Origin of the sequence: Vibrio sp. 10N.261.46.A3 (assembly GCF_041472995.1) — a bacterium.
In the GTDB taxonomy this organism is placed as follows: Bacteria; Pseudomonadota; Gammaproteobacteria; order Enterobacterales; family Vibrionaceae; genus Vibrio; species Vibrio coralliirubri.
Genome location: NZ_JBFRRH010000009.1, coordinates 157,532 through 172,556, shown reverse-complemented (window position 1 = coordinate 172,556; position 15,025 = coordinate 157,532). Strand labels below are relative to the sequence as shown.

At 44.5% G+C, this 15,025-nt stretch carries 10 protein-coding genes and 1 pseudogene; 3 read left to right on the top strand and 8 right to left on the bottom strand.

From position 1 onward, the window contains the following. Positions 1 to 548 (top strand): annotated as a pseudogene (locus AB4484_RS03600) (hypothetical protein); the annotation flags it as partial. A 2-nt stretch (positions 549 to 550) separates the two neighbouring features. Continuing rightward, positions 551 to 2,230, top strand: a complete 1,680-nt coding sequence (locus AB4484_RS03595) for a BatD family protein (RefSeq protein WP_086968688.1) — start codon at positions 551 to 553, stop codon at positions 2,228 to 2,230. A 120-nt stretch (positions 2,231 to 2,350) separates the two neighbouring features. Here the strand turns inward: AB4484_RS03595 and AB4484_RS03590 are convergent, their stop codons facing one another. The 5 genes from AB4484_RS03590 to AB4484_RS03570 all read right to left on the bottom strand — a co-directional run bounded on the left by AB4484_RS03590 (position 2,351) and on the right by AB4484_RS03570 (position 8,413). Continuing rightward, positions 2,351 to 4,495, bottom strand: coding sequence for a GGDEF domain-containing protein (locus tag AB4484_RS03590; protein ID WP_086968690.1), 2,145 nt, complete (start codon positions 4,493 to 4,495; stop codon positions 2,351 to 2,353). Between the two features lie 336 nt (positions 4,496 to 4,831). Continuing rightward, the gene (gene pstB, locus AB4484_RS03585) at positions 4,832 to 5,581 is read right to left on the bottom strand and encodes a phosphate ABC transporter ATP-binding protein PstB (protein WP_004732036.1); all 750 of its coding nucleotides are present in this window, start codon (positions 5,579 to 5,581) and stop codon (positions 4,832 to 4,834) included. A gap of 90 nt (positions 5,582 to 5,671) precedes the next feature. Further along, entirely contained in the window at positions 5,672 to 6,535 is an 864-nt protein-coding gene (gene pstA / locus AB4484_RS03580) for a phosphate ABC transporter permease PstA (protein WP_017064256.1), read from the bottom strand. Positions 6,536 to 6,550: 15 nt separating this feature from the next. Continuing rightward, positions 6,551 to 7,480, bottom strand: a complete 930-nt coding sequence (pstC, locus tag AB4484_RS03575; protein ID WP_017064255.1) for a phosphate ABC transporter permease subunit PstC — start codon at positions 7,478 to 7,480, stop codon at positions 6,551 to 6,553. A 111-nt stretch (positions 7,481 to 7,591) separates the two neighbouring features. After that, positions 7,592 to 8,413: a phosphate ABC transporter substrate-binding protein gene (locus tag AB4484_RS03570; RefSeq protein ID WP_076654959.1), complete on the bottom strand. Its 822-nt coding sequence runs from the start codon at positions 8,411 to 8,413 to the stop codon at positions 7,592 to 7,594. 480 nt (positions 8,414 to 8,893) lie between these two features. Between AB4484_RS03570 and AB4484_RS03565 the strand changes: the two genes are divergently transcribed. Continuing rightward, positions 8,894 to 10,537: a methyl-accepting chemotaxis protein gene (locus AB4484_RS03565; RefSeq protein WP_086968692.1), complete on the top strand. Its 1,644-nt coding sequence runs from the start codon at positions 8,894 to 8,896 to the stop codon at positions 10,535 to 10,537. 102 nt (positions 10,538 to 10,639) lie between these two features. On the opposite strand, the gene AB4484_RS03560 is transcribed toward AB4484_RS03565, so the two are convergent. The 3 genes from AB4484_RS03560 to AB4484_RS03550 are packed head-to-tail and all read right to left on the bottom strand — an operon-like array spanning position 10,640 to position 15,016. Next, positions 10,640 to 11,197 (bottom strand): DUF1566 domain-containing protein, encoded by a 558-nt coding sequence (locus tag AB4484_RS03560; protein WP_050643358.1) that lies wholly within the window; start codon positions 11,195 to 11,197, stop codon positions 10,640 to 10,642. A 2-nt stretch (positions 11,198 to 11,199) separates the two neighbouring features. Next, positions 11,200 to 12,684, bottom strand: coding sequence for a DUF1566 domain-containing protein (locus tag AB4484_RS03555; RefSeq protein WP_372076474.1), 1,485 nt, complete (start codon positions 12,682 to 12,684; stop codon positions 11,200 to 11,202). Between the two features lie 4 nt (positions 12,685 to 12,688). Continuing rightward, positions 12,689 to 15,016 (bottom strand): proprotein convertase P-domain-containing protein, encoded by a 2,328-nt coding sequence (locus AB4484_RS03550; RefSeq protein WP_372076472.1) that lies wholly within the window; start codon positions 15,014 to 15,016, stop codon positions 12,689 to 12,691. Positions 15,017 to 15,025 lie beyond the last annotated feature (9 nt).

The following is a 15,025-nucleotide window of genomic DNA, read 5'->3' as shown; positions in this document are numbered from 1 at the left end:
AACAGCAACAGCAACAGCAAGGCGATTCTGACTCCAAAGACCAGAAAGACCAAAATCAGCAAGGTCAGCAAGGTCAGCAAGGTCAGCAAGGTCAGCAAAATGATTCTTCGCAAAGCTCGCAGGATCAACAGCAAAGCTCCACAGACAATAACAAGTCGCAAGATCAAAGCAGTAACCAAGATCAACGTGGTAGCCAAGATCAAAACGCAGCTCAAGGCCAACCTGAAAATCAATCTGACTCTGAAAAGTCTAAACAAAACGACAAGCTTGCCGCTCAACAAAGTAAGAGTGATCAGCAGAAACAGAGTGACCAAGAAGGCGCTACACCTCAAAGTGCTAGCGCACAACAAGCTTCAAAAGAAGATGGTGAGCAAAATGGTCAGCAAGCTGTAGCACAAACCTCAGATCAACCTCCGTCGAGCGATCCGGACATGCGAAAACTTGAGCAAGTAGAAAGCGCCCGTGACCCGAGCCAACTGCTTAAAGCGCAAATGATTTTACAAGCACGACAAAAAAGTGCTCCTAACAACCAGAACAAAAAGTGGTAACCATGCGATTTCTAAATAAGCCATTTTTATCCGTACTCCTAACATTGTTGTTGGGAGCTTTCTCGTCCTTCTCAGCATTGGCTGCAAACGCCGTGGCGAGTGTTTCACATAACAGTGTCACCAAAGATGAAGTATTTCTTCTTAGAGTCGCAACCGATGAAAAGGTCTCTTCTGACGCGTTAGATCTTACGGCGCTCCAGCAGGATTTTTATGTCGGCACACCAAACTTTGGGTCGTCGATGCGAATCGTCAATGGCAGCCGTTCGGTGTCAAGTGAATGGAACATCAGCCTTGCTCCACTGCGTTTGGGCAAGATACAAATACCTAGTTTCGATATTGAAGGGGCGAAAACCAAGCCAATCACCATCAATGTTGCCGTTAATAAAGCTGTGCCCACTCAACATGATATGGCTGAGTTTCAACTTAATCTAAGCAAAAGCTCTCTATACCCACAAGAAGTGGCTGAGCTTGATGTAAAACTCATCATAAAAGCTGACCCAAGAAGACTGCAAGATCCTAAAATAGCGCCACCGAGCTCGCCGGGCTTAGATGTGGAACCTATTGGTGAATCGAAGCAATTTCAAGATGTTCTCAATGGACAAGAGGTGACGGTAGTTCAACAGTCTTTCCGTATCTCCTCACAAAAGGCCGGACAGTTTAAGTTGAACGGACCGAAGCTGACTGGAGCCGTTGTTTACTCAACCAACAACTCCCGTACAACGCGTCTGTTCCAGCTCGATACACCTGTTGAAACCTTAGATGTCACCGTCAAAGAGGTGCCAAAAGGCTACCAAGGTGAGTGGTTACCAACATCAAACTTCAAACTGATTCAACAATGGTCAGATAGCCAAGGCAATCAACTGGGAAATAGTAATGGTTTAGAAGGCGGTACCCCAACAATTGAAATGGAAGCCGGTGATTCGTTAACTCGTACCATCACCATGACGGCTAGTAACTTAACGCAACACCAGCTGCCAAAACTGAATATCACCTACCCTAATTCGGTACGTGTTTATGAAGAGAAGCCGCAATTTGGCACAACTCAGTCAGGTGATGCTGTCGTTGTTTACAAGCAAGTATTGATTCCGAAAGAGGCTGGAAATATCTCGCTTCCTGATGTGTCTCAAGCTTGGTTTAACACCGATTTGCAATCAGAACAAACCAGCAAAGCGCAAGGGCTAGAGTTAGCTGTAAAAGCAAGTGATCGCGCAGCGTCAAGCACTCCACCAGTGACTGCTACGCCCGCCCAACAGGTAAGCCCGACGGTTGTTACTGTGGATAGCCCTGGGATCTGGCCTTATCTCACCGCTGTGTTTGCTGTTTTATGGTTAATCAGCTCAGCGATGGCTTTCTATTTCTGGTCACGACGTGGTGTAACTACAAAACCAACACGCATAGTTGAACGTCAATCAGATACAGCAGAAGCGCTTATTGAAGCTCTAAAAACGAAAGATGGCGTGATGACCAGAACCTTGTTTGAACAATGGAAAGCAGAAAATCCAGACTTGAGCGACGAGACAATAGAAGTGATTGAAACTGAACTAACGAAGCTCAATCAGAGCCTCTATGCTGAAGCTGGTTCACCAAGTCAGTCATGGGGCCCGGCTCAAGCAATCAAAGCAGTTAAGAAGCCAAAGCGAGTCACAAGCAAAGCACGCAAGAGCACATTGGAAAAGCTTTAGTTAACCAGCAATCTAAGTAAGCATAAAATCTAAGTAAACGAAAAAGAACGAAGCCGTGATGACCACATAGTGATCATCACGGCTTCATTCGTTTTACGCTAAGAAGAAACAGATACCGCACTAAGAAATTGAAACTGCGACCTTTTTACGTTTCAACGCAGAAACGATTCGATTTCTCCCAGAGTCTTTGGCTTGATACAAGGCTTTGTCTGCCTTGCCATACAGCAGATCAAAATCGAATTGATGCTGGTCTGAGGTTATCGAGGCATAGCCGACAGATGCAGTTAAATACTGACTGGTGCTGCTTTCACAATGAAGGATCTTCGCCTCTTCAATGCATTTTCTGATCGACTCTGCACGCTGTTTAGTTTCTGAATGATGAGTGCCGATCATCAACAACATAAACTCCTCTCCTCCAATACGACAGAAGGTCTCTTGTTCACTATAAACATGGTTATTCAGTATCTTACCTATCGAGCGTAAAGCAGCGTCACCTTCGGTATGACCATAAACACTGTTGTACAAACCAAAATGATCCAAATCGACGAGGATCAATCCAAATGTGACTTCATGTTGTGTGGCAAACGCTCCTTGATCGTCACAGTTTAGATCTTCTAACACCTGCGACAGCATACGACGATTTCCAAGGCGCGTCAGCGGGTCTAATTTAGAAATGATATCCAACTGTTCATTGGCTCTTTCAAGCTCTTGAGTGCGCTTACTGACCTCTTGCTCAAGCGTTTCATTGAGCTTTTTAAGCTCCTCTTGCGCCATGGTTCTTTGCAGCACCTCAGCAAGACTAGAGGCGAAGATCCGAATCACTTCGCGAAGCTGGGAAGTTAAAGGGCTGCGTGTTAACAAGTTATCGGCGGCAATAAACGCAATCGGCTCACCCGTATTGGTGGTGAGCATGGTCATTGCCGTCCAACCTACCCCAACAATATTAAAGTCATGATAGATAGGTACTGATTCTTCAAATGCGACTTGATTAGGACAAGCGCGAGCCGCTGAAACAATGTTGCGTTCCACCAGCTCTGAACGATAGTAGGACTCGTCGACAATATCGCCCTTTATATCCGTACCCCATGTACCTTGCATGTAGCTGCAATTCTTATCCGTCAGGAAAACCGCCAATCGGTCAATGCCTAGGTGTTGAATAGCAAAGCTAACCGCAGACTTACACACCTCACTAACACTGTCGCAGCGAGACAACTCAACCATGCTAGAGTGCAGCATGCGTATGTTCTGCTCTTGGCGTTTACGAATGTATATCTGAGAGAGCAGCGAGCCGAAGGACTCAAGCATCTGCTTTTGATAATTGGTGATTGGTGAACGGTGAATGTAGTTATCCATCGCAATCCAGCCGACCGGTTTATCCCCTTCACGCAAGATAAGCATCCCATTCCAGCCCTGCCCCACCACCTTGCCTTCGGTGTAGAGTGGCGCTTGTTCAATAATAACTAAGTTGGTGTGGTTGTCAGACAGCGCCTCAATGTATTCAGCTTCAAGTTGGTGTAAATCATATTGAGTATGATGTTCACTGTTGGTTTTACCCGTTTCATCGGTGCCGTAAGTGCCGCTAAAACAGCGCTTTTTCATATCAAGCAACATGAAGATCGCACGATCAAAGCCTAGGCGATCGCGTACGGCTTCTACTGATGCTTTATAGAGTGCATCTAAAGTTTCGGGATTAGAAAGCTCTAACGCCACCTGATGAACTAGCTTCATGTTCTCGACAAACAATTCACGAAGCTTAATCTCATCAAGGTATTGAGCTTCACGTGTGTCTCTGTGTTTGATCTCAAGTGCCGCGTTCTTCTCAGCACGAATACACTGCCAGCGAGCGGCGGCAAGTTGAAGAACATCTAGATCTTGGTCGAAGGTTTGATTGATCTTTTCGGCATCGCAATTTTGAACAATTAAATAAGTTCTACAGGCAGGCGCGTTGTCGAGCATCATGATGAACGACTCCCCACCGAGCACTTTTATGTGATCCCAGTTACAGGTATTGATTGCCATAGGTAAAACACCGTCTGCGGTATCAAACTGTGAAACCCAAGGCCAAAATGTAGAGGGGTAATTCTCAAGAGGGGTTAATTCACCGTAACAAAACAACGGCAACGAATCGCTTTCCGGTATCGGCTCAGCAAATATCCCAATCCCTTTTGGAGCAAGCATTTTAGCTAAGTACTCAAAAAGAGACTCTGCCAATAAACGGTGATCGCGCGTAGCAGATATTTGTTTTGCAAAGGCTTTTACAGGCACAGCTTCCGTCCATTGGCTATTGAGAATACAGCAAAAATACAGAAGCCTTGATATGCAATCAATGTAACTAAAAATGAGATGTTAAGCGGGTCGCAATTTCACTTTTTACATTATCACAAGCATGAGAAGGACTACAAAAATGGGATTTCCTGCCCAAAATTTCATCGACATTGGGACTTTTTTAGAGGCATAAAAAAGCCCCACCTAAAGTGGGGCAAAACTTCCATCGCTTATAGTTATAGTGATAATTCTGTCGATCTATTCGATTATCTAACCTGCGTATCAGTTAGCGTGCTGGTTTTGCTAATAGGCCAAACACAGCACTTAAATAATCAATTAACCAAAGTCACCGTTTACGTAACCTTTAGTACGATCATCTTTTGGTTCGCTGAAGATAACACTCGTTTCATTGTGCTCTACAAGCTCTCCCATTAGGAAGAAAGCAGTACGGTCTGAAATACGACGCGCTTGCTGCATTGAGTGCGTTACGATAACGATAGTGAAGTCTTTCTTCAGGTCTTCCATCAATTCTTCAATCTTGTGCGTCGCGATTGGGTCAAGAGCCGATGTAGGTTCATCCATCAGGATTACATCCGGTTCCATTGCAATAGTACGAGCGATACATAGACGTTGTTGCTGACCACCAGACAAACCAAATGCGTGTGCTTTAAGACGATCTTTTACTTCGTCCCAAAGTGCAGCACTGCGCAGTGAACTTTCTACTACTTCATCAATGTGCTTCTTGTCTTTGATGCCTTGAGCACGCAAGCCGTAAGCCACGTTCTCGTAGATGCTCATTGGGAATGGGTTTGGCTTTTGGAATACCATGCCTACGCGAATACGCAGGTCAGCCACATCAATGTTACCGTAGATGTTCGTGCCATCCATATCCAGCTTACCTTTGATAGTAACGCCTTCAATTAGGTCATTCATGCGGTTCAAACAACGTAGCAGTGTCGATTTACCACAACCAGATGGGCCAATCAAAGCCGTTACCTGACGCGTTGGAATTGGCAGGTTAATGGACTTAAGCGCTTGGTTGTCGCCGTAAAACAGATCTAGGTTCTCAATATCAAATTTGTTCATGTTCGTAATCTCTAAATTCTTAAATTCGTGTCTAACTTGATGCTTTCTTTATCACGGGGGCTCTCTTTATTGATGAGCCAGCTAATGAGCTTAGTAAGTTGCCGTGTTGAAGCGTCTCGCAATCAGTTTTGTAACCATGTTGATCAAGAGAACCAATACGATTAGGACTGTCGCCGTGCCGTAGGCTTGGTTCCACTCATCGATAGTAAATAGCTCTGTTGTCAGCTTATATAGGTGAACCGTTAGTGTACGGCCAGAATCGAATACCGACTCAGGAACACGTGCCACCATACCTGCTGTTAAGAATACAGGTGCTGATTCGCCAATTACACGACCAATACTAAGAATGACCGAAGTTAAGATACCTGGCATTGCGCTTGGTAAGATCAAACGCCAGATAGTGTAGATTTTTGAAGCTCCAAGGCCATATGAGCCTTCGCGGTAAGTTTGTGGCACTGCCATCAATGCTTCTTCTGTAGTACGAATGATTACAGGAAGAATCAGGATACTTAACGTTAGTGCACCCGACAGAATCGAGAAGCCAAGGCCAAGAATCGAAACAAAGAAGGTCATGCCGAACAGACCAAAGATGATCGATGGGATACCAGCTAACGACTCAGTACAGAATCGAATCACTTTCACCAATCGGCTACCTACTTTCGCATATTCAGTTAGGTAGATTGCCGTCATGATGCCTAGTGGCGCGGCTACCGCAATCGATGCAATTACCATGTAGATCGTGGCAATGATCATTGGGAAAATACCACGTTCTTCACCAGTACGAGTGTAATCGTCAGTGATGAAGTTCCAATCTACGTATTGCAGACCGTTCGATAGGATGTACCAAATAATCCAGAATAAGAAACCAACGGTTACAGCTGCAGCTGCCCAGATAAAACCTTTTAGGATGTTATCTTTGGTTTGACGTGCTTGTTTTAGTTTTACGCGATCCATATTACTTATCCTCGCCTACTTCGCTTTTTCACGGTTAAGATAAAGTAGAGCACCATTTAACATCATGATGAACACTAGAAGTACAACACCTGTTGCGTAGAGTGCGTTAGCGTGAACGCCACTTGCGTAAGACATTTCAATTGCAATGTTTGCGGTTAGCGTACGAGCAGAGTCCAAAATGCCTTCTGGCATTGCTGGCGCGTTACCCATAACCATGATGATTGCCATCGTTTCGCCAAGTGCGCGACCGATACCCAAAATCACACCAGTCATAATGCCAGAACGTGCAGCAGGAACGAGTAGCTTAAAAATCGTGTAGATTTTCGAAGCACCCAGTGCAAGTGAACCTTCTTTGTATGTACGAGGTACAGCACGAATCGAAGTTTCAGAAACCGTGATAACGGTAGGAAGAATCATGATACCCAGAACAATGATACCCGCCAGGATAGTGTTACCCGCTGGTACTTGGAAAACGTTCTGAATCATTGGAACGATAATTACTAGACCGAAGAAGCCGTAAACTACCGACGGGATACCCGCTAGAAGCTCAACTGCTGGTCGAATAATATCTGCAAGACGCTTTGGGGCAATCTCAGCAATAAAAATAGCGGTTAATACACCAACTGGTACACCAACAACTACAGCTCCAAGTGTCGAAACAATCGATGCAACAATCATAGTTGCAACACCGAATAGAGCTGGAGGTAACCAGTCAACACCCAGAACAATGCCAGAAACACCGGCCTCTTGGAATGCAGGGATACTCTCTGCAACGATAAAGTAAGCGATAACGGCTAGTGATACGATGCCGATTACAGCACTCGATAAGAACAAGCCATGGAAGATTCTTTCTCTCCAGTCGATGCGCTTCTTAGCACGTAGACTTGGCTTGTTGATTTGAGTCGCTTCAGTATTCATAAGCTTTTCACTATTTGCGATGGTCATATATAAAATCTCAAACTTTGTGGCTCAATAAGAGCTCGAAATAAACAAAGTTGAAAGAAAAGGCTCAGCCTAAAGCAGGCTGAGCAATAATTAAGATTGAGTCAGTTAAGATTAGTTAACTGTGATGTAGCCTTTTTTAGCTGAGATAGCTTGAGCTTCGTCTGCAACCATCCAGTCTAGGAATTGTTGAGTTTCAGCTGATGGAGCGCCATCTTTGTAAAGAACTAGGAAAGGACGAGCAACTTTGTAAGAGCCGTTCTTAACGTTGTCTACAGTCGCAGCAGCGCCGTCGATAGTTAGAGCTTGAACAGATTCGTCAACTGTACCTAGAGAGATAAAGCCGATAGCGTATGGGTTGCTTGCTACAGAAACTTTAAGTGCGCCATTACCGTTTGCAACTTGTGCACGTTGAGAGATAGCCGATACTTTCTTATCGCCAATCGTCTTCTTAAGCTTCATGATGTCTTCGAATGCACCACGTGTACCAGATGCAGTATCACGAGTGATTGCTACGATAGGCTTGTCTGCACCGCCAACATCTTTCCAGTTAGTGATGTCGCCTTTGTAGATTGAAGTGATTTGCTCAGCTGTAAGAGCAGATACTTCGTTATTTGGGTTTACAACAACTGCGATACCGTCACGAGCGATAACGAGCTCTTTCAGGTCAGCTGTTTTCTCTTCTTCTTTTAGGTCACGAGAAGAGATACCAAGGTCAGCACTTCCATTTTTTGCTGCTTTGATGCCTGCAGAAGAACCTGGTGCTTGAATTTCGATGAACACTGGTTCGCCTTTATTCATGTAGGTTTCTGCAAAAACTTCAACCAGTGGAGAAGCACTGTTAGAGCCAACTACAGAGATAGTTTCTTTAGCTGAAGCTGTATTCACTGTTAGAGCGCCTAGTAGTGCGATTGCACCGATAACTGTCTTTTTCATCACAAATTTCCTTTAGTGGCGTTATTGCCGTAATGTTTTGCTTGAACGAGGCCTACTTTAGAATCCGAATGTGACAGTTGTGTTTCACTTAATTGAAGCCTATATGACAACTACAAATTAATGGCTAATTTCTCTCCTACTCGATGAATTGATAGTCGCGCCCCCATCAGATGCAGCTATTGAATGCAGGTCTCACCATCGTTTGAGCACAAAAAAACTAGATTCCCTTCCCTATTTATATCGAACACTAACCAATATATTTCTCTATTTATCAATCAAGTAGCCCTAACACGATGGATAAAAAGATGCACCTTTATCGCCATTTAGAACAATAAACAACCACCTATATCAAATACCTATCGCATATAACGAAATCAAAGCCTTTACTGATTGAATTGTCAGTCTCATTAGTTAGAATCGCCAACTAATTCTAATAATAATAATTCTCATCTATTTATTTTATTCAAAGAAGGACATTACATGCGCCAACTTCTCAGTGGCTTATCAATCAAAATACAAATTCTTATACCCGTACTATTTTCCGTCGTTTTACTTTTAGCCGGTGTCATTATCGGTGGTGAAAAGCTAGAAAGTGCATTCAAAGATGTGTCAGTAGCAACCGACCAATTAATCTTACATAAAGAAGAACTCAGCGAAATCGTCGACAACAGCTATGGTATGCGTATCAAAGCGATTTACAGTCTATTCAATGCTGATGACGTAAAAACACTGGTTGAAACGCTAAACCAAAAACGCGATCAGAATACTCGCCTACTGAATTCATTAGACACTGTGCCAGGCATGCAAGATGAAGTGGCCGCGATGAACAAGGCGATGAATCACTATGTCGATTTTTCTCGCACCACCATGCTTCCTCTATTAAGAGCGAAACACGGCGATGCATCACTCTCGTCAGATTTTGAAAACCGCTACCAGATCGCAATCGACCAATACCGACATGCGGGCAATGACATGGTGCAAGCGATCAACACTCTGTCTAAAAAGCTAAACTTGCTTGCCACTCAGGAGGTCGACATCAACGGCCAGCAACACGCTAGCACACTGACTACTGCGACCATTGCACTGTTGGTGATCCTGTCTGTAGCTCTAATTATCAGTTGGACGCTGGCTGGCATCATTGTTAAGCCGATCAGCAACATTCAAGAAACCATGCGAGAAGTAGCAAAAGGTAACTTGTTAGTTAAAGCAGAAGAATATGGCGACAACGAAATCTCACGCCTAGCGCAAGACGTAAACCAGTCTGTTGAACAATTACGTGACACGGTAAGCTCGCTGTCTCGAATCAGTATCGAAGTGGCTTCTGCGTCGACAGAATTAGCGGCTGTAATGACACAATCGAGCGTTAACTCAGACCAAGAGAAGCAAGAAGTGGAACAAGTCGCTTCTGCTGTAAACCAACTTGAAAGTACTGCAGCACACGTTAACGAGAACGCAGTACAAGCCGATTCAGCGTCTAAACAAGCTGACGAAATGGCGACACACAGCATGAGCTTGTTTAATGAAAGCAACAAAGCTAACAAACAGATGGCGATTCAGCTAAGCGAAGCTGCAAATGTTGTGGGCACGCTAAAAGAGCACTCTGAACAGATTGGTAAAGTGATTGAGGTGATTCAAAGTATCTCTGAACAAACTAACCTGTTGGCGCTTAACGCAGCAATTGAAGCCGCTCGCGCGGGTGAAAGCGGTCGTGGTTTCGCAGTGGTTGCTGATGAAGTTCGAATGCTAGCGGCACGTACACAAGATTCAACCAAAGAGATCCAAACCATCATTGAAGGTTTGCAGGTTCAATCCGGTAACGCGAATGAAAGCATGAGCAGCTCACTGGCTATGCTGGAACACAACCAAACTCTTGCAGGTGAAGTAAGCGCGGCGCTTTCAGGCATTGCTAACTCGGTAACGGACATGACTGAGATTAACACTCAGGTTGCCTCTGCCGCTGAAGAGCAAAGCCAAGTAACCTCAGACATCAACCGTAATATCTCAAACATCTACAGCTTAGTAAGCCAAAACGTAACCGGCATTACTCAAGCCGCTGCAGCAAGCCACGAGCTATCTAACCTAGCCGAGCAACAGAAGCAGCAGTTGGACTACTTTAAGGTTTAGGGTTTAGGGTTTAGGGTTTAAGGTTTAAGTTAAGACCTAAAGACCAAAACCTAAAAGGCCGTGGAAAACCACGGCCCTTTTGTTTATGCATTAAGAGCTAAATCATTCTGCAACTAACAAGACGCTAAATTTATATTGTGCAGCGTTGTACTGGTAAACCTCACCATTAATCGAATCAAACGTCATCACGCTCTGTCCACCACCTGCAGGCGTTGAGCTCCAAATAAATGAAGCTAAGTTTCCGACTTCAACGTTAAACGTATCACCGAACACCTTGTGACTTATTGCTGGAGAGTGACAAGCCACCTCTTTTAATGATACCAACTCTTTGATGTTTGGCATGCGCCATTCTTTTACGCCTGCAAACTGATGTAACACATGGCTACCACTCTGATCATTAATTGATTCAACCATGGAGAGCGCGCTCTGCCAATGGTACGTTTCAGCTGGTCCACTACAAGCTAATGTCTTCGTATCCCAAGTTTTACCTAGTTGACAACGCATCCACGTTAATCCAGTCAGTTCATCGCTAAACGTCCCATTATCATTCGCGATATAACGCGTACTTGGAGCTGATTTTTCGATATTCAAGCTGCACTCTTGTGCTATTGCACCCGCAGAAAATAGACCAATCAAAGTAATGGTTAATAAATTTTTCATCGCTATTTACCTTGTAGTGAAACTAAACGAGCTGGAAATTGGTATGAATCGTAATTGTCTGAAGAGTCAACGTCGCCAGAGTAAATTTCGAGAGAACTGATGTATCCACGATCGCCGCCAAGGGTGCCAATTTCGTTGTAATAGAAGCCCCCATCAACGGCAGTATTACTGTACTGATTATAAATAATGGATTGATTCCATACCGACCCTATATAGCTTGTGTAGTCGATCCCAGCCGTTTGGTGGGGGAAGTACTTATAAGTTAAACCGTAAGCCTTACCATCCGAGTTGGTTTCTGTCTCACCAAAGTCGAGTAGATTATAAAATTCATGAAATGTTGGTAAACGCCAGTCAGATTTTCCACATAAGTTAATTGAGTTAATGTGCTCCACGTAATCTTGGGTCGTACAAACTTGATCGCCTTTGGTCTTACACGTTGCTAGATCAACATCCTGATCGTAAGGCGTTACTACTCCAGGTAGTTCAAGGGCTAATAAGCGGTCTTTGTGTTGAATCGAGTTTTCATCATCCGTTTTCGATTCCCAAATCAAGCCACTGCGTTGATCCAAAACGCAAGACCACTGTGCTGCATCATCGGCAAGCACCTGACCATTAGCATCCAACTTCGCGAACTGAAAACCATTGCCAGTGTTCGTATTCAACTCGGTTTTATCAAAACCATACTCTGCATCTTGACCGGGGAATGCGCTCTGTGGTTCTGCCACATCTTGTGTGTCATCAATATCAGAGAAGTAACGTATGACACCGGTATCATTCAATGCTGTCGCAGCTTTCAATTCACCCTCTAAGAAGTTTGCAAAATCGACAACCTCTTCATTAGTCAGTACTCCATTGACATAATCAGCCGCACTCTTATCAAACTTCGCACTCAACTGAGCTAGCATGAATGCACGATTCGAGTGCTTAAACGCCTTAATTGTTGATACAATATTTTGCTCCAAACTCGCGAGCTCAGACGCAGATAAATCATCTTGTATGTCACCAGAAATAGAGATGCCACTTTTCGCCAACTGCGCTTTTAACTTGCTGTTGGCCTCAGCAACCGTCAATCCATCCGCAACATAACCAGCCAATAGTGAACTGATACCATTAATCTCATTTCCAGTATTTTTTTGAAGACCGGGAGCGGCAATATAAGCGTAAGAAGATGCAGAACCACTTGCACTATTTGCAGCAATCCCCGTATCGACTTGTGCTAACAAAGGCACCGATAGAATCGATTTTTTAGTACTGGTAATGCTAAATTCACCATTCGCGTTAGCTGTTGAACTAGGCTCTCCGCTGTCACACATGTAGTTCTGGTTTATGTCTGCGCAGACCTGACTTTGCAAGTCTATATTCTGGGCTGTGATTGTACCTGACACTGTGTAGGTTGGTGCCGCTGATGCAGAGGTATCGGAACCGCCCGAACCACCGCAGCCAGCAAGAGCCAAAGAGATGGCCAAAATTGTCAATTGAGGTTTCATAGAGTTATCTTCTTGTTTTGTTTTTAAAGAGCCTTGCCGTTAGAGACAAGTAACGCGTACCAAATGACCTGCCGAACGAGAGCAAGGACATGAATAGAATTGATATGAGTGAAGCAGAACCACCAGAAGAGCCACTGGTAGCTGTTGGTTCTTGTGGTGAAGTCGTTGTTTCTCCACATTCGTATTTCGAAATCGTGCCAAGCCCCCACCGTTTTAAGTGCCCAGTTTCACCATTCACATAATCGGCAACTTCTAAGCGCCAAGATCCGTTAATAGGCTCCCCCTTAAACGAATCTAGAATCGAGTCATGCTTGAGTGTGAAGTAACCATCAAAGCCAGAAAATCGCGTCGATTTATGGTTAAGTAAATCTATCCGTGTCCCTCTAGGTGAAATCAAGGTGACCACTAAATCACTCAATCGAGGGTGACCGATCTCTAGGTACACTCCGAAGTTTTCGTCTGCCGTTTGAACCGCTCCATTTAGGGTGAAATTAAATGTTTTAAACCCAACGATCGGCTGATTTGTTGAGCTCAATCTGCTGTCTGGAAGATAGCCGTTCATTTCTTTGATATCAGATTCGAGGACAGGTAACCCATAAACAAGTGACAAATTATGCTGCCAGTTTTGTGATTTCAAAGCGTCGCTGTATTGATAATCGACGCTCGTATTCATGATGACTGACGAACCACAAACCTCACCAGTAGGAAGTTTTGCCTCTATCAACAGCTGGTTAACCGGATCGCTAACGAATGGCTGTGTTAATGTCGATATTTTGACCTGACCGTCGACCTGTGCCTGTCTGAGCCTGGGATACAACTCGATCGCTAGCGCTTTTTCTGGATCAACATAGCGGCTAGCAACTTCAACCTTAAACGGCTCTATTACCAGCCCATGCACATCAAATTTTTGCTTCAATATTTCGGCATAATCGCGATTTGGATACAGTTTTTGAGCCACAAACAGCGTGCTCTCAGCTAGATTGTGCATCTTCAACCCACGACCAACCCCGTACATAGATTCGAGTACAATCGAATCGAACTCTTTAAAAGCGAGCTCACCATATTGTTCAACCGATGCTTTCAGAGCCTGGAACAAAGGCGTTGACCAAAGCTCATCACCTAGCTCACCCGCAACGCTTTCATGAGGGCGATATTCCGCTTGTCTAAAGTAACGTGCTCTTTGGTTCCATAGGCTGCGAGTGGTATTCCTGACCCCGAAGTATCCATCCCAGTTAAAGACGGTATCGATCTCGAACTCTTGTCCACGAGTTTGAGCATTTTCATATTGAGTACGAAAGCTAAAACTACCCGCCCAGTAATCACCAAAACCTTCACCGATTGCGCCGGTATGACCATAAGCCCAATCTTTTACTATGTGATAATGAATCCCATGCCCCAGCTCATGCAGGATCACATCACCATCTAGTGCATCAGGAGATCCTCCACCGATACCAAACAAAGCGGCTTTGGGGCCATAGTAATAGGTCGAGTTATCTGCGGATAAACCTCTGCCATCGAACTCAAGTGGCTCTTCAAACAGATCGAAGCCCAAGTTGCTGATATAACGCAAAGATTGATCAAGGTGAACGAAAACCATTAATTGCGGGAATCGTGTATCTTGCCAATCTACATTTTGTAGTTCAGCTAGGTCAGTAAACTTAGCGACACCTTCAGCTGCGAGGAAATTTGAAGCATCACGGTTCGTTACAGCACCCGAGCCAGTATCAATCGAATATAAGGCAGCTGCATCAACCTGAGAGACACGATCATTGGTAAGGTAGATACCATCGCTGTGGTTCAAAACCTCCACATCAGTTTGTACATAATGTGGAAGACTCGGGTATTGGCTAACATCGGTAAGTAAAGATTCTGGTGGTGCAGCTTTGTCCATAGTTCTCAAATCTGGACTGAATACATTTACATGCGTCGAAACCACTTGCCCGCTGCTTAAGCTTGGCGCTCGCTCAGCTTCTAGCAAACGAGGAACTTCAAGCTCAGCTGCCGTTGTCGGAATTCCATTGAGTAATATGGTATTTTCCAGACTCCTGAAGACTCGCGAAACCTGCTCGTCTATGTTGGTTGATAACACCACAGACTTCTGTTGTTGGTACTCGCCTTCGATCAATACATCGAAGTTGTAGTGGTGCCCCAACTTAGACTGAGTTTCATAACGAAACCTAAACGTACCAACCTCAGGGTAAGCTTGTTCTAAATAGGCTTTGGCTTCCTGTTGCGTTGTCACAACAGTATTATCAATTGGGTAATCCCACTCGGCAGCGCTACTGGCTGCTGAAACCAAGAACAAAGCGAGGTATAGAGGACTCTTTTTCATATGCCCTCC

Coding starts and splice junctions, on each gene's coding strand:
- AB4484_RS03570 (WP_076654959.1), bottom strand. CDS start 8,413: ATGAAAAAGACAGTTATCGGTGCAATCGCACTACTAGGCGCTCTAACA.
- pstB (WP_004732036.1), bottom strand. CDS start 5,581: ATGAACAAATTTGATATTGAGAACCTAGATCTGTTTTACGGCGACAAC.
- AB4484_RS03565 (WP_086968692.1), top strand. CDS start 8,894: ATGCGCCAACTTCTCAGTGGCTTATCAATCAAAATACAAATTCTTATA.
- AB4484_RS03595 (WP_086968688.1), top strand. CDS start 551: ATGCGATTTCTAAATAAGCCATTTTTATCCGTACTCCTAACATTGTTG.
- pstC (WP_017064255.1), bottom strand. CDS start 7,480: ATGACCATCGCAAATAGTGAAAAGCTTATGAATACTGAAGCGACTCAA.
- AB4484_RS03550 (WP_372076472.1), bottom strand. CDS start 15,016: ATGAAAAAGAGTCCTCTATACCTCGCTTTGTTCTTGGTTTCAGCAGCC.
- AB4484_RS03560 (WP_050643358.1), bottom strand. CDS start 11,197: ATGAAAAATTTATTAACCATTACTTTGATTGGTCTATTTTCTGCGGGT.
- pstA (WP_017064256.1), bottom strand. CDS start 6,535: ATGGATCGCGTAAAACTAAAACAAGCACGTCAAACCAAAGATAACATC.
- AB4484_RS03555 (WP_372076474.1), bottom strand. CDS start 12,684: ATGAAACCTCAATTGACAATTTTGGCCATCTCTTTGGCTCTTGCTGGC.